The 20,771-nt window shown below is 65.9% G+C and carries 16 protein-coding genes; 13 read left to right on the top strand and 3 right to left on the bottom strand.

The window, feature by feature from the left end; genetic code table 11:
• Positions 1 to 54 precede the first annotated feature (54 nt).
• The 3 genes from E4487_RS18965 to E4487_RS18955 form a co-directional block, all read right to left on the bottom strand.
• Entirely contained in the window at positions 55 to 426 is a 372-nt protein-coding gene (locus E4487_RS18965; protein WP_175254114.1) for a translation initiation factor Sui1, read from the bottom strand.
• A gap of 297 nt (positions 427 to 723) precedes the next feature.
• Positions 724 to 1,272, bottom strand: a complete 549-nt coding sequence (locus tag E4487_RS18960) for an NUDIX hydrolase (protein ID WP_047590801.1) — start codon at positions 1,270 to 1,272, stop codon at positions 724 to 726.
• Entirely contained in the window at positions 1,272 to 2,339 is a 1,068-nt protein-coding gene (locus tag E4487_RS18955; RefSeq protein ID WP_047590804.1) for a DUF2333 family protein, read from the bottom strand. Before E4487_RS18955 ends, E4487_RS18960 begins: the two co-directional genes overlap by 1 nt.
• 319 nt (positions 2,340 to 2,658) lie before the next feature.
• Between E4487_RS18955 and E4487_RS18950 the strand changes: the two genes are divergently transcribed.
• The 13 genes from E4487_RS18950 to E4487_RS18890 all read left to right on the top strand — a co-directional run bounded on the left by E4487_RS18950 (position 2,659) and on the right by E4487_RS18890 (position 20,742).
• Positions 2,659 to 4,272, top strand: a complete 1,614-nt coding sequence (locus tag E4487_RS18950; protein ID WP_175254113.1) for a PleD family two-component system response regulator — start codon at positions 2,659 to 2,661, stop codon at positions 4,270 to 4,272.
• A 134-nt stretch (positions 4,273 to 4,406) separates the two neighbouring features.
• Positions 4,407 to 6,371, top strand: coding sequence for a methyl-accepting chemotaxis protein (locus E4487_RS18945; protein WP_175254112.1), 1,965 nt, complete (start codon positions 4,407 to 4,409; stop codon positions 6,369 to 6,371).
• A gap of 153 nt (positions 6,372 to 6,524) precedes the next feature.
• A complete protein-coding gene (locus E4487_RS18940) occupies positions 6,525 to 8,300 on the top strand; it encodes a protein-disulfide reductase DsbD (protein WP_175254111.1) in 1,776 nt (591 codons plus the stop codon).
• 175 nt (positions 8,301 to 8,475) lie between these two features.
• The gene (gene aroQ, locus E4487_RS18935) at positions 8,476 to 8,922 is read left to right on the top strand and encodes a type II 3-dehydroquinate dehydratase (protein ID WP_037052599.1); all 447 of its coding nucleotides are present in this window, start codon (positions 8,476 to 8,478) and stop codon (positions 8,920 to 8,922) included.
• A gap of 50 nt (positions 8,923 to 8,972) precedes the next feature.
• Positions 8,973 to 9,437, top strand: a complete 465-nt coding sequence (gene accB / locus E4487_RS18930; RefSeq protein WP_037052597.1) for an acetyl-CoA carboxylase biotin carboxyl carrier protein — start codon at positions 8,973 to 8,975, stop codon at positions 9,435 to 9,437.
• A gap of 17 nt (positions 9,438 to 9,454) precedes the next feature.
• A complete protein-coding gene (accC, locus tag E4487_RS18925; protein WP_037052595.1) occupies positions 9,455 to 10,810 on the top strand; it encodes an acetyl-CoA carboxylase biotin carboxylase subunit in 1,356 nt (451 codons plus the stop codon).
• Positions 10,811 to 10,937: 127 nt separating this feature from the next.
• On the top strand, positions 10,938 to 11,816 hold the full coding sequence (gene prmA / locus E4487_RS18920; RefSeq protein ID WP_175254110.1) for a 50S ribosomal protein L11 methyltransferase: 879 nt from the start codon (positions 10,938 to 10,940) through the stop codon (positions 11,814 to 11,816).
• Positions 11,817 to 11,869: 53 nt separating this feature from the next.
• Positions 11,870 to 13,105 carry a DUF3426 domain-containing protein gene (locus tag E4487_RS18915; RefSeq protein ID WP_175254109.1) on the top strand — a complete coding sequence of 412 codons (1,236 nt, stop codon included), beginning with the start codon at positions 11,870 to 11,872 and terminating at the stop codon, positions 13,103 to 13,105.
• 229 nt (positions 13,106 to 13,334) lie between these two features.
• Complete coding sequence (gene dusB / locus E4487_RS18910) at positions 13,335 to 14,333, top strand: tRNA dihydrouridine synthase DusB (RefSeq protein WP_037052578.1); 999 nt, start codon at positions 13,335 to 13,337, stop codon at positions 14,331 to 14,333.
• The gene (fis, locus tag E4487_RS18905) at positions 14,330 to 14,650 is read left to right on the top strand and encodes a DNA-binding transcriptional regulator Fis (protein WP_037052576.1); all 321 of its coding nucleotides are present in this window, start codon (positions 14,330 to 14,332) and stop codon (positions 14,648 to 14,650) included. The genes dusB and fis overlap by 4 nt, the downstream gene beginning before the upstream one ends.
• 75 nt (positions 14,651 to 14,725) lie before the next feature.
• The gene (purH, locus tag E4487_RS18900; protein ID WP_037052574.1) at positions 14,726 to 16,333 is read left to right on the top strand and encodes a bifunctional phosphoribosylaminoimidazolecarboxamide formyltransferase/IMP cyclohydrolase; all 1,608 of its coding nucleotides are present in this window, start codon (positions 14,726 to 14,728) and stop codon (positions 16,331 to 16,333) included.
• 131 nt (positions 16,334 to 16,464) lie between these two features.
• On the top strand, positions 16,465 to 17,754 hold the full coding sequence (purD, locus tag E4487_RS18895; RefSeq protein ID WP_037052572.1) for a phosphoribosylamine--glycine ligase: 1,290 nt from the start codon (positions 16,465 to 16,467) through the stop codon (positions 17,752 to 17,754).
• 207 nt (positions 17,755 to 17,961) lie between these two features.
• Positions 17,962 to 20,742, top strand: a complete 2,781-nt coding sequence (locus E4487_RS18890; protein ID WP_037052570.1) for a hybrid sensor histidine kinase/response regulator — start codon at positions 17,962 to 17,964, stop codon at positions 20,740 to 20,742.
• Positions 20,743 to 20,771: the final 29 nt, after the last annotated feature.

Genomic DNA, 20,771 nt, shown 5'->3' with positions numbered 1-20,771 from the left:
TTGCTCGGCGGTTGACCCTCCGAGCTTCATCGAAGTTTAGAAAATAATGGCGCGTCAGCCGCCGGACTTCTTCGCGGTGAAACCGCGCTTGCCCAGTTCGGCCAACAGCAGGTCGACGTGATCGCCCTGGATCTCGATCGCGCCGTCCTTGAGCGCACCACCGGTGCCGCAGCGCTTCTTCAAGGCGCTGGCCAGCTCCTTGAGCGGCTCCTCGGCCAGCGGCACACCGCTCACCGTGGTGACGGTCTTGCCGCCACGCCCCTTGGTTTCACGGCGTACGCGGGCGATGCCATCGCCTTCGGGAATGCGCGTCTGCTTGCAGACACAGGCATCCACCGGCTGGTTGCAATCCGGGCAATGGCGACCACCATCGGTGGAATAGACGAGACCGCTCAGAGCGGAGAATGAAGAGGCTTTCTTGACCACCGGCTTGTCCTCGTAGGGGTCAGGATAGCGACTGGCCGACGCAGGTCGACCGCGAAGCCCCACTCAGGCAGGGGCAGCGCTGGCGGATAGAGGTCCGCCGAAAAGGTCGCGCAGTGTAACGGCAAAGACCGAGCTTGCTAAGTACGTATTTGCGTCATTGTCCGGCACGATGGCGACGCTGTTCGCCATCGTGCACGAAGCGCTCGGAATCCGCGACACCACAGACGTGCAAGCGCCCAACTGGCATGCCCTACGAGGCGTTGCCGGGCTTGCTGCGACCGCCCAGTAACAAAGGCATCAGACAGCCGCAGGCGGTCTGTTCATGTAGCGTTCCAGCGCCGCCAGCGAGTCCGGGCAGTACGGCATATGGCGGGTTTCCTCCAGGGCCTGTTCGACACTGATGAAACGCGCTTCGAGCACCTCCTCCGGCTGCAGCACCAGCGGCGCATCGGACACCGCCGAATAGGCCATGCACCACAGGCGGCTCTCCGGCGCGTCGTAGAGAAAGTGCGCATGCTCGACCAGCTCGGCGTCGACGATCCCCAGCTCCTCGGCCAGCTCGCGCTCGGCGGAGAGGCGGTAATCCTCGCCTTCGAGCACCATGCCGCCTGCCGCGACATCCCAGTAGCCGGGATACAGCGCCTTGCTCAGGGTACGCCGGTGCACGCACAGCAGGCCGGCAGAGTTGAACAGCAGGATATAGGTGCCACGGCCGATCAGGTGACGCTCACGCAGCTGCGCCCGCGAGACGCCACCCAGCGGCCGGTCGTTCTCGTCGACCCAGGCGACCCGCTCGCTGTCGGAGGCGGCACGATGCGCCGCCTCCGCCGCCGAGATCCTGCTCATCAACCCTGGCTCAACAGCTGACGCAGATCGATGATGCCGGCGTTGGCACGCGAGATGTAGTTGGCCATCACCAGCGAGTGGTTGGCGAGGATGCCGTAGCCACTGCCGTTGAGGATCATCGGGCTCCACAGCGTCGCCTGCGCCGCCTCCAGCTCGCGGATGATCTGGCGCACGCTGACGGTGGCGTTCTTCTTGGCCAGCACATCGGCGAAATCGACTTCGACGGCACGCAGCAGGTGAGCCAGCGCCCAGGCCTGGCCACGGGCCTCGTAGAACACGTTGTCGATCTGCAGCCAGGGGGTCTCGTACACGCCGCCCTCACCGACCAGGCCCGACTCCGCGGCATCGTTGCCGACCTGCTGGTTGTCGCTCAGGCGTACCTGGCCGACGCTGGCCGACAGACGCTGCGACAGCGAGCCGAGACGGGTGCCGGCGTCGCCCAGCCAGTTGTTGAGGTTGTCGGCACGCGCATAGAACTGCGCATTCTTCTGCCCCGGATCGGCCAGACGGGCGAGGTAGCGGTCCAGCGACTTGATCCCTTCACGGTACTCGGACTCGGAGGCAGGCAGCGCCCAGCTCTTGTGGTCGAAGTGGAAACGCGGCTCGGCCTTGGCCAGGTCCGGGTCTTCCGTGGACTGCGACTGCGAGCGAGAGAAGTCCTTGCGCAACGCCCGGGCGAAGTCGCGCACCTGCACCAGTGCGCCGTATTCCCAGTTCGGCATGTTGTCCAGCCACAGGCCCGGCGGTGCCAGGTCGTTGGACAGATAGCCGCCCGGCTTGTCCAGCAGGGTGCTGGCGACCTGCTTGAGCGTTTCCACCGTGGTGTAGCCGGTGACCATCTGCCGCTGCGCCTGCTGCGCGGCCGCCTGGGCATGTTGTTGCACCTGAAAGGCGCCAGGTTCCTGGCTCCAGTACCACCCCACGACCAGGGTCACCAGCAGGTACACACCGAGCAGCCCGCCGAGCGCGCGTCCGATCAGGCTGGAGCTGCTGCGCTCACGCCCCAGTTTCGCGGTCTTGTCGGTACCGTCGGGCGAGCTCGCCGCGCGATTCTTCCAGTCCAGCATGGCAATGTCCTTTTTAAGCGAATTCGAATGTTCGACCACAAGCCGACCAACGGGTTGCGGCCTGTCCAGCACTATAAGGCAAGCTCGCAGCAAAACGCAGGGCACGCGGGCAAACTTACCGCCGGTACGAGGAAAACCGTTTTTTGTGACCCGCCTCGCCTGACGCGCCGGTACGTGCGACGTCAAAATAGCCCAATGCACATTTTTGTCGCCTATTCGACAGAAATACCGCCGCCAATTGATCGGCGGCAATGCCAGCACCGCCGACAAGTGATAGCATCAAGCCACCACTGACTTAACACTCGATAGAAGTCGGCCCATGACCGAGCACCCGGATCCCAGTCGCGACCGCCTCAAGCACCACTTCGCCCAGCGCGTGATCCATCAGGCGCGTCAGGTGCTGGAAGTCTGGCAGCGTCTGCAGCGCAGCGAGTGGAGCGATGCCGGCATGGCCGAGCTGACCGAGGCCAACCTGCGCCTGCTGCGCTACGCCGAGCGTTTCGAGCAGATCGAGCATGCCCAGCTGGCGAAGACCATCAGCACCAGCCTCGATGAGGTGGTGGAGAATCGCGGGCGCCTCAACAGCAGCCTGATCGCCCGCCTCAACCAGGCCATGCAGCGCCTGTCGCGGACGGGCCTGCGCCACAGCGATGCCTTCGAGCAGACCTTCCTGCCGCCCCTGCGCAAGCCGGTCTACCTCGCCCTGCAGGATGCCCAGCGCGCCGAGCGCCTGGCCCAGCAACTGGAGTTCTTCGGTCTCGCGGCGCAGCCACTCGGTGACGAGCGCGCCTTCCGCGCGGCCATCGCCGAACGCCACCCGGCGGCCATCGTCATGGACGTCGACTTCGCCGGCATCGGCCTGGAACTCGCCGACTCCATCCAGCAGGGCCTGGAACAGAAGATTCCACTGCTGTTCTTCAGCCATTGCGACACCGACACCCCGACCCGCCTGGCAGCGGTGCGTGCCGGCGGGCAGGAGTTCTTCACCGGTTCGCTGGATGCCTCGAGCCTGCTCGAACGCATCGAGGTGCTGACCCATGTCTCCCAGTACGATCCGTACAAGGTGCTGATCGTCGATGACTCCAAGGCCCAGGCCACGCATACCGAACGCGTGCTCAACAGCGCCGGCATCCTGACCCACACCCTCACCGAGCCGATCAAGGCGATGGACGCGCTGGCCGAGTTCCAGCCGGACCTGATCATCCTCGACATGTACATGCCCGAGTGCAATGGCACCGAACTGGCCAAGGTGATCCGCCACAACGACCGCTACGTCAGCGTGCCGATCATCTATCTGTCGGCCGAGGACGACCTGGACAAGCAGCTCGACGCGATGAGCGAAGGCGGCGACGACTTCCTCACCAAGCCGATCAAGCCACGCCACCTGATCGCCACCGTGCGCAACCGTGCGGCGCGCGCGCGCAACCTCAAGGCGCGCATGGTGCGTGACAGCCTCACCGGCCTGTACAACCACACCCACACCCTGCAGCTGCTCGACGACGCCTGCTACCGCGCCCGCCGCGAACAGCAGCCGCTGGCCTTCGCCATGCTCGACATCGACCATTTCAAGAAGGTCAACGACACCTACGGCCACCCCATGGGCGACCGGGTGATCAAGAGCCTGGCGCTGTTCCTCAAGCAGCGCCTGCGCAAGACCGATCACATCGGTCGTTACGGCGGCGAGGAATTCGCCGTGGTGCTGCCGGACACCGACGAGCAGTCGGCGCTCAAGGTGCTCGAGGAAATCCGCCAGCGCTTCGCCGAGATCCACTACCCGGCGCAGCCACAGGACCTCTCCTGCACCTTCAGCTGCGGCATCGCCATGCTGCAACCGGGCCTGGACGGCAACGCCCTGTCCAAGCGGGCCGACGAGGCGCTGTACAAGGCCAAGCATGGCGGCCGCAATCGGGTCGAGCTGTACAGCGGCGACTGAAACGCTCGACCGTGCGGCCCATCGACGGCGGCGGATGGACAGGCGGAAAACGTGACGCAGCGCACGTCGTCATCAGGTTGTAACCAAATCGCAATAACCTCGCAGGCATCGTTCAGTCTTCGTTCGAGCCTGCCATGCGCCTCAAGCTGCTCACCAACCTCAACACCCTGCTGCTGGTCACCGTCTGCGTAGCCCTGGCAGCGACCCTCTGGTGGTCGCAACGCGCCCTGCAGCAACCGGTCCAGCTGATGGAGCGCTACCTGACGCTGTCGCAGCAGTTCCAGCGCGAGGTCGCCGACAACATCCAGGCCTACCTGGCCAGCGGCAACGCCGTACAGCACAGCACCGCGACCCAGGCCATCGACGCGTTCAAGCAGGCGCTCGACCAGCTTCCGCCGCAACTGGCCGACGAACTGCGCCCCAGCCTCGAACAGCTCCGCGAATTCAGCGGCAACCAGCTGCTGGCCGCAGGCAAGCTGGCGGGCGACCCACAGGGCCTGCTGCTGCAGGCCGAACGGGAAATGCTCGCGGCGATGGAACAACTGACCCAGTACGCCGATAGCGCCGACACGCCAGCCGCCAGCGCCTACCGCAAGCCCCTGCGGGAGGCGGGTTCACGCCTGCTGAAACTGGTGCATGCACGCGAGCGCTTCATCAGCCAGGGGCGCAGCGAACTGCTGGGCGATGTCGAGCGCGAGCTCAAGGCGCTCGGCCAGCAGGTCTCGGCGCTGGACGCCCTGCCGCTGCTCGGCGTGCAGGAAGCCGACAGCTCCGCCAGCATCGGCTTCGCCGCCCTGCTCGGCCTGGACGAAGGCCAGCAGGAACAGCAGGCGCAGGACCGGGGCATCGACCTCAAGCGCGAGCTGAGCACACTGGTACGCCGCTACCCCAATGAACTGCAACGCACACGCGAGCTGGTCGAGCAACGCCAGCAACTGGCCCAGACCACCAGCGAGCGCGTGACCCAGGTGCAGCAGGCGCTGGCCGGGCTGGAACCGCTGGTCAGGGCCGAATACGCGCGCATCCAGGGCGAGGTGCGCCTGATCCAGGGCCTGATGATCGGCCTGATCCTGCTCATCGCCCTGGTCATCGACCGTATCCAGCGCCGCCTGTCACGGGTCCTCGGGCACCTGGTCCCGGCGCTGTCGAAGTGGGCCCATGGCGACTTCGCCGAGGCCATCACCATCAACTCGCGCACCCGCGAGCTGAGCGATATCGAGGATTCGCTCAACCACCTGCGCCGCTACCTGGTGGAGCTGGTCGCCAGCATTCGCGGCCATGCCGAACAGGTTGCCGGCTCCAGCCGCACCCTGGCCGAGCTCAGTGGCGGCCTGCACAGCGGCGCCGAGCGCCAGGCCGGCGACACGGCCCTGATTCGTGACGCACTGGGCGAGCTGGAGGCGACCATCGGCCAGGTGGCGCAGGACGCCAGCCAGACGGCGGACGCCAGCCGCGACGCCGACCGCGCCCTGGTCCAGGGCCAGCAGGTCATCGGCCAGAGCCTGGAGGGCCTGCACGCCCTGGTGACGGAAGTTCAGGGCAACGCCCAGGCCATCGAGCGCCTGGCCGATGAAACCGCCACCATCGGCAGCGTGCTGACGGTGATTCGCGGCATCGCCGAACAGACCAACCTGCTCGCCCTCAACGCCGCCATCGAGGCGGCGCGGGCCGGCGAGGCCGGGCGAGGTTTCGCCGTGGTCGCCGACGAAGTCCGCTCGCTGTCGCAACGCACCGGCAGTGCTACCGCCGAGATTCAGGACGTGATCGGGCGTCTGCAGCAGGCCGCGCACCAGTCGGTGCAGGCCATGCGCGCCCAGGTCGAGCACGCCGAACAGACCGCAGGCAAGGCCGAGGCCGCCGACGGCGCGCTCGACGAGATCGTCAGCGCGATCCGCACCATCGCCAGCATGGCCGAACGCATCGCCGAGGCCACCGCCCAGCAGAGCGACTCGGTCAGCGAGATCCGCGAACACGGTGAGCGCATCCACCAGCTGGGCGACGACAACCTGCAGCGCATCGGCCAGGGGCGTGACCAGGGAGAGCAGCTGATGCAGCTGGGCGGCCAGCTGCACGAGGCCGTGCAGGCGTTTCGCGTCTGACCTGCGGCATACCGGCGCAGGCCTGGAACTCGGCGCGCGGCCGCCGATCTAAGCGACGCTCATCCGAGCAGATCGGCAGTCCGTTCAGCTGGCGAAATGTGCATGGGCGCTTTCCGGTATCATGCCGCCACCTTCCGCCGAGATAGTCGCCCGATGTCACTGCGTCGCCTGCTCCTTCCCCTGCTCCTGCTGTGCCTGAGCCTGCCGGCCAGCGCCAACCTGTTCGACCAGCGCCCGGCCGCGTCGCCGCTTGGCGCCCCGCTGAACAACAGCAGCGATTTCCTGCCGGTACGGGAAGCCTTCAAGCTGAGCCTGGTGAGCAGCGATGCGCAGAGCGTGACCCTGCGTTTCGTCGCGGCCGAGGGCTACTACCTGTACCGCCACCGCCTGAATTTCAGCGTGGAGCCGGCCGGCTTCGACCTCGGCGAGGCGCAACTGCCTGCCGGCAAGGCCAAGCACGACGAATTCTTCGGCGATGTCGAGGTGTACTACGGCGTGCTCGACGTGCGCCTGCCGCTGGACAACCCGGACAACCGCCCGCTGCGCCTGCAGGTGGGCTACCAGGGCTGTGCCGACAAGGGCCTGTGCTACCCGCCCGAGACCGAGTACATCGAAATCGGCGAGATGCCCGCCAGTGTCGCCGACCTGCAGCAGAGCGAGTGGACCTGGAAAGATCTGGCGCTGTTCTTCCTCGCCGGGCTGGGCCTGACCTTCACCCCCTGCGTGCTGCCCATGCTGCCGATTCTCTCCGGCGTGGTGCTGCGCGGTCGCCCGAGCAATGCCCGCGGGCTGGTTCTGTCGCTCGCCTACGTGCTGCCGATGGCGGCCTGCTATGCCGTGCTCGGTGCGCTGATGGGGCTGTTCGGCGCCGGTCTCAACCTGCAGGCCATGCTGCAGTCGCCCTGGGTACTGGTGCCCTTCGCCGCCTTCTTCGGCCTGTTCGCCATGGCGATGTTCGGCGTCTTCGAACTGCGCCTGCCGGCCTTCATACGCGACCGCCTCGACCAGCGCGCCAGCCAGACCCGGGGCGGCACCATCGCCGGTGCCGCGACCCTGGGCGTGCTGTCGAGCCTGATCGTATCGCCCTGCATCACCGCGCCCCTGACCGCCCTGCTGCTCTATATCAGCAGCACCGGCGACGCCGTCGGTGGCGGCCTGCAACTGTTCGCCCTGGGCCTGGGCATGGGCACGCCGCTGGTGCTGTTCGGCGCGGGCGGCGGCGCCCTGCTGCCGAAGTCCGGCCCGTGGCTGGTCACCGTGCGCAACGCCTTCGGCGTGATGCTCTTGGCCGTGTCTGTCTGGTTGCTCGAACGCGTGCTGCCGGGCAGCCTCAGCCTGGCGCTGTGGGGCCTGCTGGCCGGCGGCGTGGCGGTGTTCCTCGGCGCGCTGGAATTCGGCCCGAAGACGCACCGGCAGAAACTCGGCCAGATCGCCGGCCTGGCCCTGCTGGTCTACGCCCTGGCCGCCTGGGTCGGTGCCCTGCAGGGCACGAGCGACCCGCTCAAGCCGCTCGGTCAGCTGTCGGCCACTGCCAGCCAGGGCAGCACCAAGAGCGGTGCCTGGCAGACCCTGAGCAGCCCTGCTGAGCTGGACGCTGCGCTGGCCGAGGCCAAGGCCGCCGGGCAACCGCTGCTGCTGGACTGGTACGCCGACTGGTGCATCAGCTGCAAGGTGATCGAACGCGAAGTGTTCGGCAATGCCGAAGTGGGCAGCAAGCTGGCCGGCTGGAGACTGATACGCTTCGACATCACCGAAAGCAGCGCCGCGCAGCGCGCCCTGCTGGATCGCTACCAGCTGTTCGGGCCGCCCGCGATCCAGCTGTTCTCCGCCCGGGGTGACGAACTGCTCGATCTGCGTGTCGTAGGTGAAGTCGACGCCGCCACCTTCGGCGTGCGCCTGGATCGAGCCGCGGCACGCAGCAGCCGCTGACCAGCCACACAGCGGACATTGCAACCTCACAGGGGCAGCGCAACGATCCGATAGCGACCAGACCAGCTGCTATAGTCATATTCTTGCCGCAAACGGCAGGCATCGTGTCGACTATTGCTGACATCGCACGGCTGCGGCATAGTCCTGCGCAGCCCGAACAACAAGGAACGCGTCCATGGCCACTCTACTGGTACTTCACGGCCCCAACCTGAATCTGCTGGGTACCCGTGAGCCAGACAAATACGGCGCCACCACGCTGGCCGAGATCAATCAGGACCTGGAGCTGCGCGCCCGCGAAGCCGGCCACCACCTGATGTACCTGCAAAGCAATGCCGAGTACGAACTGATCGACCGCATTCACGCCGCAAAGGGTGAAGGCGTCGACTTTATCCTGATCAATCCTGCCGCTTTTACCCATACGAGTGTCGCATTACGTGACGCGTTGCTGGCAGTGAGCATCCCATTCATCGAAGTGCACCTGTCCAACGTGCACAAGCGTGAACCATTCCGCCATCACTCCTATTTTTCCGACGTTGCAGTAGGGGTGATCTGCGGCCTTGGCGCCAGCGGTTATCGGCTGGCCCTGGAAGCGGCACTCGAACAACTGGCCGAGCGCGCCTGACGCGACGCTCGGTAGACAAGTCCTACCTCACCTCTGGGAGTTGAACCTTCATGGATATCCGTAAAGTCAAGAAACTGATCGAGCTGCTGGAAGAGTCCGGTATCGACGAGCTGGAGATCAAAGAGGGCGAAGAGTCCGTACGCATCAGCCGTCACAGCAACAAGCAGCCGGCCTACGCCGCGCAGCCCATCTATGCACCGGCCCCGGCCGCTGCTCCGGTTGCCGCCCCGGCCCCGGCCGCCAGCGCTGAAGCCGCCCCGGCTGCCGCACCGAAGCTGAACGGCACCGTCGCCCGTTCGCCGATGGTCGGCACCTTCTACCGCGCCGCTTCGCCGACCTCGGGCAACTTCGTCGAAGTGGGCCAGAGCGTGAAGAAAGGCGACATCCTGTGCATCGTCGAAGCGATGAAGATGATGAACCACATCGAGGCCGAAGCCAGCGGCGTGATCGAGTCCATCCTGGTGGAAAACGGCCAGCCGGTTGAGTACGACCAGCCCCTGTTCACCATCGTTTGATGCACGGGGAGCCTGCAATGCAGAAGCTGGAAAAAGTCCTTATCGCCAACCGTGGCGAAATCGCCCTGCGCATCCTGCGCGCCTGCAAGGAACTGGGGATCAAGACGGTGGCCGTGCACTCCACCGCCGACCGCGAACTGATGCACCTGGGCCTGGCCGACGAGTCCGTCTGCATTGGTCCGGCACCCGGCGCACAGTCCTACCTGCACATCCCGGCGATCATCAGCGCGGCTGAAGTCACCGGTGCCACTGCCATCCACCCGGGTTACGGCTTCCTCGCCGAGAACGCCGACTTCGCCGAACAGGTGGAGAACTCCGGCTTCGCCTTCATCGGCCCGAAAGCCGACGTGATCCGCCTGATGGGCGACAAGGTGTCGGCCAAGGACGCCATGATCAAGTCCGGCGTACCGGTGGTACCCGGCTCCGACGGCCCGCTGCCGGAAGACGAGGAAGAAGCCCTGCGCATCGCCCGTGAAGTGGGCTATCCGGTGATCATCAAGGCCGCCGGCGGCGGTGGTGGTCGCGGCATGCGCGTGGTGCACAAGGAAGAAGACCTGATCAAGTCGGCCAAGCTGACCCGCACCGAAGCCGGTGCCGCGTTCGGCAACCCGATGGTCTATCTGGAAAAATTCCTCGGCAACCCGCGCCACGTCGAAGTCCAGGTGCTGTCCGACGGCCAGGGCAACGCCATTCACCTGTACGACCGTGACTGCTCGCTGCAGCGTCGCCACCAGAAGGTGATCGAAGAGGCCCCGGCCCCGCTGATCGACGAGAAGGCCCGCGCCGAAGTGCTCAAGCGCTGCGTCGATGCCTGCGTCGAGATCGGCTACCGTGGCGCCGGCACCTTCGAGTTCCTCTACGAAGATGGCCGTTTCTACTTCATCGAGATGAACACCCGTGTTCAGGTGGAGCACCCGGTCACCGAGATGGTCACCGGCATCGACATCGTCAAGGAGATGCTCAGCATCGCCGCCGGCAACAAGCTGTCGATCAAGCAGGAAGACGTGAAGATCCTCGGTCACTCGGTCGAGTGCCGGATCAACGCCGAAGACCCGGACAACTTCATGCCCAGCCCCGGCAAGGTCAAGCACTTCCATGCCCCGGGCGGCAACGGCGTTCGTGTCGACTCGCACCTGTACAGTGGCTACAGCGTACCGCCGCACTACGACTCGCTGATCGGCAAGCTGATCACCTTCGGCAAGGATCGCGACGAGGCCATGGCGCGCATGCGCAATGCCCTGGACGAGATCGTCGTCGACGGCATCAAGACCAACGTGCCGCTGCACCGCGACCTGACCCGCGACAAGGGTTTCGTCAAAGGCGGCGTGAACATCCACTACCTGGAAAAGAAACTGGGTATGGACAGGCACTGAGCCTGATACGCGTTGCAACAAGGGCTGCCCACGGGCGGCCCTTGTCGTTTCGGCGGGCACGCTGGCAAGCCGGCCGTCCGTTCAAGTAAGCTGCGCGGCCAAACGCGCCCCGTTCATGAGGTTTTCCATGCCCTGGTTACAAGTCCGTCTCGCCATCACCCCCGAGCAGGCGGAAACCTACGAAGATGCCCTGCTGGAAGTGGGCGCCGTGTCGGTGACCTTCATGGACGCCGAAGACCAGCCGATCTTCGAACCGGACCTGGGCACCACGCCGCTGTGGTCGCATACCCACCTGCTGGCGCTGTTCGAAGCCGACACCGATGAAACCGCGCTGCTCGCCCACCTGCAGCTGCTGTGCGGCGGCGCACTGCCCGAGCACCAGGTCGAGCGCATCGAGGACCAGGACTGGGAGCGCAGCTGGATGGACAACTTCCAGCCCATGCGTTTCGGCCAACGCCTGTGGATCGTGCCCAGCTGGCACGCCGCGCCGGAGCCGCAAGCCGTGAACCTGCTGCTCGATCCGGGCCTGGCCTTCGGCACCGGTACCCACCCCACCACCGCCCTGTGCCTGGAATGGCTCGACGGCCAGCAGCTCGAAGGCTGCAGCGTGATCGACTTCGGCTGCGGCTCGGGCATTCTCGCCATCGCCGCCCTGCTGCTCGGCGCACCGCAGGCGGTCGGCACCGATATCGACCCGCAGGCGCTGGAAGCCTCGCGCGACAACGCTTCGCGCAATGGCATCGACCCGGCGCGCTTCCCGGTCTACCTGCCTGCGGACATGCCCCAGCAACAAGCCGATGTGGTGGTCGCCAACATTCTCGCCGGCCCGCTGGTAGCCCTGGCCGCGCAGATCACCACCCTGGTCAGGGGCGGTGGACGCCTGGCACTGTCGGGCATTCTCGCCGAGCAGGCCGAGGAAGTCCGTGCCGCCTACGCAGAGGCGTTCGACCTCGACCCGACGGCCGTCAAGGATGGCTGGGTGCGCATCAGCGGCGTCAAGCGCTGAACCGCACGTAGCCGTTGCGTTAGACTAGCCGCCTCGTTTTCCCGGACCCGCGCATGAGCGAAAGCCACGTCACCCAGTGCCCCAATTGCCGCACCAGCTTCCGCGTCAGCCAGGCGCAGCTGGCCGCTGCCCATGGCGCAGTCCGCTGCGGTGCCTGCCTGCACGTGTTCAACGCCGCCGAGCAACTGTTCGGCCCGCGCGGTGCGGCAGCGGCGACCAGCGTCAAGCCGGTCAGCGCCCCCGCCAGCAAGCCGCAGCCGCCAGCCCCCCCCAAGGCACCTGCGGCGAAGGCCGTCGACGAGACCCTGTGGATTCATGACGACCTCGACCTGGACAGCCTCGACCTGGATGAGGAGCTGGCCAAGCTGGAAGAGCAGGAGCAGCAACTGTCGCAGCAGTTCCTCGCCCTGGAGCGCGCGCCGCGCTACAGCGAGAGCTTCGGCAGCGCCACGGCACAGGACGACGACGATGTGCATGACGAGGCCTGGGCCGAAGCCCTGCTGCGTGACGAACAGGTAAAGCGCGACAGCTTCGAGCTGGAGCCGACGAACGCCCCCGAACCTGCGCCGCGCCAGAGCGACGAGCCGCTCGCAGCGGCCTCGCCAGCCGCGAGTGGCGTCGAACGCGAGCAGCCGCAAGAGCCTCGCATCGGCGCACTGGACGTGGCGGATGCGGAAGACGACCAGCCTCACGACAAGCCCGAACCCGACGACGCCGCACGCAGCGAGCCTGCTCTGCGCGAGGAACGCCTGTTCGACCTCGACGACGAACCGCTGCAACTCGACTGGCAGCAGCAGAAGGAGACGGCCTGGGGCCGCCTGTTCGGCTGGGGCCTGCTCAACCTGCTGGCCGCAGCTGGGCTGCTGGCGCAGTACGCCGCCTACAACTTCGACGAACTGGCGCGTCAGGATCGCTATCGCCCCTGGTTCGAACAGCTCTGCCCGAACATCGGCTGCGAGCTGCCGTCGAAGGTCGACATCAGCCAGATCCGCAGCAGCAACCTGGTGGTGCGCAGCCACCCGGAGTTCTCCGGCGCACTGATCGTCGACGCCATCCTCTACAACCGCGCGCCCTTCGCCCAGCCCTTCCCGCTGCTGGAAATGCGCTTCGCCGACCTCGGCGGACAACTGGTCGCCAGTCGTCGCTTCAAACCCAGCGAATACCTCGCCGGCGAGCTCGCCGGGCAGAGCGAAATGCCGCCGCAGACGCCCATTCACATCTCGCTGGACATCCTCGACCCGGGCACCCGCGCGGTGAACTACAGCCTCAGCTTCCACTCCCCGGAATAGCCTGGAGGCCACGCGGCCTGTGGTCGCAGGCCGTCCATCTAACTACTGGCGATAAGCCCATAGCTGTTCAGAATTTGTTCAAAACAGCCTTTATCCGGTCACCCAGAGCGGGTATCATGCCCACCCTTTCGCGAGCACCGACCCACCATCGTTTCCCCTGAGGACACAGTGGAGGGCAGGTGTTGATCGCCCTTTGTCTCAACTGCGAACCAACAAGCAGGGACGCCCCATGTCGGCCCCACGTATTGGCCCCTACACATTGCCCAATCGGTTGATCCTGGCCCCCATGGCCGGTGTCACCGATCGCCCGTTCCGCCAGCTGTGCCGTAACCTCGGCGCCGGCCTGGTGGTGTCGGAGATGGTCACCAGCGATGTGCGCCTGTGGAATAGCCGCAAGTCCAGTCTGCGTCTGCTGCACGCCGGTGATCCCGAGCCACGCTCGGTGCAGATCGCCGGAGGCGACCCGCAGATGCTCGCCGAAGCGGCGCGCAAGAATGTCGAGCTGGGCGCACAGATCATCGATATCAACATGGGCTGCCCGGCCAAGAAGGTCTGCAACAAGGCCGCCGGCTCCGCCCTGCTGCGCGACGAGCCGCTGGTACGCGAGATCCTCGATGCCGTGGTCGGCGCGGTGAGCGTGCCGGTGACCCTGAAGATCCGCACCGGCTGGGACCGACAGAACAAGAACGGCGTGACCGTGGCGAAGATCGCCGAGGACGCCGGCATCAGCGCACTGGCCGTACACGGTCGCACCCGCGCCGACCTGTACACCGGCGACGCCGAGTACGAGACCATCGCCGCCATCAAGCAGGCGGTCAGCATCCCGGTGTTCGCCAACGGCGACATCGACTCCCCACAGAAAGCCAAGGCCGTACTCGACGCCACCGGCGCCGACGCGCTGCTGATCGGTCGCGCGGCACAGGGCCGGCCGTGGATCTTTCGTGAAATCGAGCATTACCTGCGTACCGGCAGCACCCTGCCGGCGCCCGGTCTGCTCGAAGTGGAACGCATTCTGCTAGAACACCTGGCCGCACTGCACGCCTTCTACGGCGAATTGATGGGCGTACGCATCGCCCGCAAGCATGTCGGCTGGTATCTGGCAACCCTGCCGGGCGCCAGGGAGTTTCGCGCCCAGTTCAACCGTCTGGACAGTACGGACGCACAGTGCGCCCACGTTCGCGAGTTCTTCCGCGAGCGGCACGATGATGGAAACGAGGTGGCCGCATGACGTTGATGACAGAGACCTTAGTGAGTGGAATTGCACCCGTGAGTGACAACACCAGCCTGAAACAGCACCTGAGCACGCCGAGCGAAGAGGGCCAGACCCTGCGCGGCGCCGTGGAGAAGGCGCTGCATAACTATTTCGCCCACCTGGAGGGCGCGGACGTCACCGACGTGTACAACCTGGTGCTCACCGAAGTGGAAGCGCCGCTGCTGGAAACCGTCATGAATTATGTGAAAGGTAACCAGACCAAGGCCTCCGAACTGCTCGGCCTCAACCGCGGCACGCTGCGCAAGAAGCTCAAGCAGTACGATCTGCTGTAACCCTGAACTCCTGAAAAGGGCGGCCCGCATGAGCCGCCTTTTTTGCTGATATCCCCCGCTCTGATGGATAGTGACATGACCGACCAGACCACCCTTCTGCCCGTCCGCCGCGCGCTGATCAGCGTTTCCGACAAGACCGGCGTCCTCGAGTTTGCCCGTGAACTGAGCGCCCTCGGTGTCGAGATCCTCTCCACCGGCGGCACCTACAAGCTGCTCAAGGACAACGGCGTAGCCGCAGTGGAAGTGGCGGACTACACCGGCTTCCCGGAGATGATGGACGGCCGCGTGAAGACCCTGCACCCGAAGATCCACGGCGGCATCCTCGGCCGTCGCGCCCTCGACGCGGCGGTGATGGACGAGCACGGCATCAAGCCGATCGACCTGGTGGCGGTCAACCTCTACCCCTTCGAGGCCACCGTGGCCAAGCCTGACTGCGACCTGGCCGACGCCATCGAGAACATCGACATCGGCGGCCCGACCATGGTCCGTTCGGCCGCGAAGAACCACAAGGATGTGGCCATCGTGGTCAACACCGGCGACTACGCCGGCATCGTCGCCGCGCTGAAAGCCGGTGGCCTCAGCTACGCCCAGCGTTTCGACCTGGCCCTCAAGGCCTTCGAGCACACTGCCGCCTATGACGGCATGATCGCCAACTACCTGGGCACCATCGACCAGGCGCGTGACACCCTGTCCACCGAGGGCCGTGGCGCCTTCCCGCGCACTTTCAACAGCCAGTTCGTCAAGGCGCAGGAAATGCGCTACGGCGAGAACCCGCACCAGAGCGCGGCGTTCTACGTGGAAGCGAAGAAGGGTGAAGCCAGCGTCTCCACCGCCATCCAGCTGCAGGGCAAGGAGCTGTCCTTCAACAACGTGGCCGACACCGACGCCGCGCTGGAATGCGTGAAGAGCTTCGTCAAGCCGGCCTGCGTCATCGTCAAGCACGCCAACCCGTGCGGCGTCGCCGTGGTTCCGGAAGACGAAGGCGGCATCCGCAAGGCTTACGACCTGGCCTACGCCACCGACACCGAGTCGGCCTTCGGCGGCATCATCGCCTTCAACCGCGAGCTGGATGGCGAAACCGCCAAGGCCATCGTCGAGCGCCAGTTCGTCGAAGTGATCATCGCCCCGAAAATCTCCGCTGCAGCCCGTGAAGTGGTCGCGGCCAAGGCCAACGTGCGCCTGCTCGAGTGCGGCGAATGGCCGGCCGAACGTGCCGCCGGCTGGGACTTCAAGCGGGTCAACGGCGGCCTGCTGGTGCAGAGCCGCGACATCGGCATGATCAAGGCGGAAGACTTGAAGATCGTGACCCAGCGCGCACCGAGCGAGCAGGAAATCCATGACCTGATCTTCGCCTGGAAAGTGGCCAAGTTCGTCAAATCCAACGCCATCGTCTACGCCAAGAACCGTCAGACCGTGGGTGTCGGCGCCGGCCAGATGAGCCGCGTCAACTCCGCCCGCATCGCCGCGATCAAGGCCGAGCACGCCGGCCTGCCGGTACCGGGCGCGGTCATGGCCTCGGATGCCTTCTTCCCGTTCCGCGACGGCATCGACAACGCCGCCAAGGCCGGCATCACTGCCGTGATCCAGCCAGGTGGCTCGATGCGCGACAACGAAGTGATCGCGGCGGCCGACGAAGCTGGCATTGCCATGGTGTTCACTTCGATGCGCCATTTCCGCCATTGATTGGCTGGTGGATGGCTTCGGCCATCCACCCTACGTCACCCGAAATGTGTAGAACGTAGCCCGGATGAAATCCGGGGGACGCCCTAATTGAAAGCCCCGGATTGCATCCGGGCTACGCTCAGGAGAACCCCATGAACGTACTGATCATCGGCAGCGGCGGCCGCGAGCACGCCCTGGCCTGGAAAGTGGCGCAGGACAAGCGCGTCGAGAAGGTTTTCGTTGCCCCGGGCAACGCCGGCACCGCCGTCGAGGCCAAGTGCGAGAACGTCGCCATCGACGTGCTGGCCATCGAGCAACTGGCTGACTTCGCCGAGAACAACGTGCAGCTGACCATCGTCGGCCCGGAAGCGCCGCTGGTCAAAGGCGTGGTCGATCTGTTCCGCAAGCGCGGCCTGGACATCTTCGGCCCTACCGCCGCGGCTGCTCAGCTGGAAGGCTCCAAGGCCTTCACCAAGGACTTCCTGGCGCGCCACCGCATCCCCACCGCCGACTACCAGAACTTCACCGAGATCGACCCGGCGCTGGCCTACCTGCGCGAGAAGGGTGCGCCCATCGTGATCAAGGCCGATGGCCTGGCCGCCGGCAAAGGCGTGATCGTCGCCATGACCCTCGAAGAAGCCGAGGCAGCCGTGCGCGACATGCTCGCCGGCAATGCCTTCGGTGACGCCGGTTCGCGCGTGGTGATCGAAGAGTTCCTCGACGGCGAGGAAGCCTCCTTCATCGTCATGGTCGACGGCGAAAACGTGCTGCCGATGGCCACCAGCCAGGACCACAAGCGGGTCGGCGACGCCGATACCGGCCCCAACACCGGCGGTATGGGTGCCTACTCCCCGGCTCCCGTGGTCACCGCCGACGTGCACAAGCGCGTCATGGACGAAGTGATCTACCCCACCGTGCGTGGCATGGCCAGCGAAGGCAACGTCTACACCGGCTTCCTCTACGCCGGCCTGATGATCGACAAGAGCGGCGCGCCGAAGGTCATCGAGTTCAACTGCCGCTTCGGCGACCCGGAAACCCAACCGATCATGTGCCGCCTGGAAAGCTCCCTGGTGCTGCTGGTCGAAGCCGCGCTGGCCAAGGCGCTGGACAAGGTCGAAGCGACCTGGGACCCGCGTCCGACCGTGGGCGTGGTGCTGGCAGCTGGCGGCTACCCGGGCGACTACGCCAAGGGCGACGTGATCAGCGGCCTGGATGACGCGGCCCAGCTCGACGGCAAGGTGTTCCATGCCGGCACCGCGCTGAAGGACGGCCAGATCGTCACCGCAGGCGGCCGCGTGCTGTGCGCCACGGCCATCGGCGCCAGCGTCGCCGACGCCCAGCAACAGGCCTACCGCCTTGCCGAGAAGATTCGCTGGAACGGCATGTTCCACCGCAACGACATCGGCTACCGCGCCATCGCCCGCGAACGCGGCGAGGACTGAGGCACAGGTGCGGACCGGCAGCGAGCCGGCGAGTTCGACTCGCCGGTCACGCCTGCTGGCTCGCCAAGCAGCCGCCACGGGCCCGGAACGCCCGTGGCGAGCCGCGTTGCCAGTTGGCCTGATGGGTCACAAAAAGCCTCTCTGTACCGTATTCCCCCAAACGGATGCTTGGCTATAATCCGGCCACTTATATAGAAGGACTTGCCCGTGCGCCGGCTCAGGATTGCCATTGGACTCATCGCCAGCTTGCTGCTGCTCGGCCTCGCCGTGACAGCAAGCGCCAGCGTAAGCCCGACGGGTACCACGACCTGGTCCTACCTGGTTGACGCCAGTGCACGGCTGGGGCTCGATGAGGTTCGCGCGCAACGCCAGCAGTTCAAGCCTCTGACCAAGCAGTCCTTCACCTTCCCCCCCAGCAAGCATGCCGTCTGGCTGCGGGCCGAACTCGCGCCGCAGCAGCAACCGGCCTGGCTGTGGGTGTTCTCGCCACGGGTTCAGTACCTCGACTACTACCTGCTCAGGGACGGCCAGCTCGAGCAGAACCTGCACACCGGCGAGGCCATGCCGCAGGAATCGCGACCGCTGCCGTCGCGCTTCTACCTGATGCCCCTGCCCAACGATGGCCAGGCCCGCGTCGCCTACGTCCGCCTGACCTCCAATCACCCGCTGATGACCTGGTTCAAGGTGATGGACCAGGCCGAGCTGGTCAGCCTGGAGAAGCCCGTCTACCTCTACGGCATGCTCTTCGGCGCGCTGTTGCTGCTGACCCTGTACAACCTCATCCGCTTCATCTACACCCGCAGTGGCAGTGCGCTGTGGCTGGCTGGCGTCAACATCGGCCTGGCCATCTGCTCCTCGGCCAACCTCGGCATCTTCGCCCAGTGGCTGCCCAGCCTGGGCTACAACCAGTCGCTGATCGCCGACCTCTCGGCGCTGTTCGCCGCCTTCAGCGTGCTGGCCTTCGGCCTCGGCTTCGTGCACAGCACGCCGGTGCAGAACAGCCGTCTGAATCGCCTGCTGATGGGCAACGCCGTGCTGGTGCTGGCCTACGCACTGTGCATCGCCCTCACCGGCTTGTACTGGTTCAGCTCGCTGGTCTATCTGCTGGTGGTGGTGAGTTCGCTCAACCTGCTGCTGGTCAGCAGCCTGCACTGGCGCTCCGGCTACACACCGGCGCGCCTGATCGCCGTGGGCATGCTGGTGTTCAACCTCGGCTTCGGTTTCTTCGTGCCGGTGCTGCTCGGCTTCGACCAGCTCACCCCCGGCTGGCTGGTGCTCGGCGTGTTCAGCGTCGCGACCCTGGCCGGACTGATCCTCAGCATCTCGCTGACCGAGCGCCAACGGCAGATCCAGCAGGACACCCTGCAGCAGAGCACGGCGCTCGCCGCGAGCAGCGCGGAGCTGCGGGCCAAGGCCGAGTTCCTGGCCAAGATCAGCCACGAAATCCGTACCCCGATGAATGGTGTGCTGGGCATGACCGAGCTGCTGCTGGGCACGCCGCTGTCGGCCAAGCAACGCGACTACGTGCAGACCATCCACAGCTCGGGCAACGAGCTGCTCACCCTGATCAACGAAATCCTCGACATCTCCAAGCTCGAATCCGGCCAGATCGAGCTGGACGACGTGCAGTTCGACCTCGGCGCGCTGATCGAGGACTGCCTGGACATCTTCCGCGCCAAGGCCGAGCAGCAGAAGGTCGAACTGATCAGTTTCATCCAGCCGCAGGTGCCACGGGTGATCAGCGGCGACCCCACGCGTCTGCGTCAGGCCCTGCTGAGCCTGCTGGACAATGCGTTCAAGCAGACCGACGAGGGCGAGATCCTGCTGGTGGTCGCACTGGACAACAGCGACGGCAACTACCGCCTGCGCATCGCCGTACAGGACAGCGGTCGCCCGCTGCTGCCCGAAGAGCGCGACGCCCTGCTCAACGCCGAACTGCAGAGCCGTGACTTCCTCGCCGCCACCCGTCTCGGTGGTCGCCTGGGCCTGATCATCGCGCGCCAGCTGGTGCGCCTGATGGGCGGCGAATTCGGCATCCAGGGCAGCGGCAACCAGGGCACCACGCTGTGGCTGACCCTGCCACTGGACGCGGCCCGCCTGGAGCAACCGGAAGCCGACCTGGACAGCCCGCTGCAGGGTGCACGCCTGCTGGTGGTGGACGACAACGACACCTGCCGCAAGGTGCTGATGCAGCAGTGCAACGCCTGGGGCATGCAGGTCAGTGCCGTGCCATCGGGCAAGGAGGCGCTGGCACTGTTGCGCACCAAGGCGCACATGCGCGAGTACTTCGACGCGGTGCTGCTCGACCAGGACATGCCCGGCATGACCGGCATGCAACTGGCCGCCAAGATCAAGGAAGACCCTAGCCTCAACCACGACATCCTGATCGTCATGCTGACCGGCATCAGCAATGCGCCGAGCAAGGTGATCGCCCGCAACGCCGGGATCAAGCGCATCCTGGCCAAGCCGGTGGCCGGCTACACGCTCAAGACCACCCTGGCCGACGAACTGGCCCAGCGCCCCAACGACACCCCCGCCCAGGCCGCGCCGACGCCGGTGAGTACGCCGCTGAACGTGCCAGCCGACTTCCGCATCCTGGTGGCCGAAGACAACAGCATCTCCACCAAGGTGATTCGCGGCATGCTCGGCAAGCTCAACCTGCAGCCGGATACCGCCAGCAACGGCGAGGAAGCCCTCAGCGCGATGAAGGCGCAGCCCTACGACCTGGTGCTGATGGACTGCGAGATGCCGGTACTCGACGGTTTCTCCGCCACCGAGCAGCTGCGCGCCTGGGAACAGAGCGAACAGCGCCCGCGCACCCCGGTGGTGGCGCTGACCGCGCACATCCTCAACGAACACAAGGAACGTGCCCGCGCCGTGGGCATGGACGGGCACATGTCCAAGCCGGTCGAGCTGTCGCAGTTGCGCGACCTGATCGAGCACTGGATCGCCGAGCGCGAACTGCGTCGCCAGCGTGAAGTGTCGTAAGGCGGGTGAACCCCGCCTGACCATCGATG

This window comes from Pseudomonas sp. BMW13 (assembly GCF_013357275.1).
Lineage (GTDB): Bacteria > Pseudomonadota > Gammaproteobacteria > Pseudomonadales > Pseudomonadaceae > Aquipseudomonas > Aquipseudomonas khazarica.
Note: the sequence above shows the minus strand (reverse complement) of the source record. Positions and strands in the feature narration are given on the sequence as shown.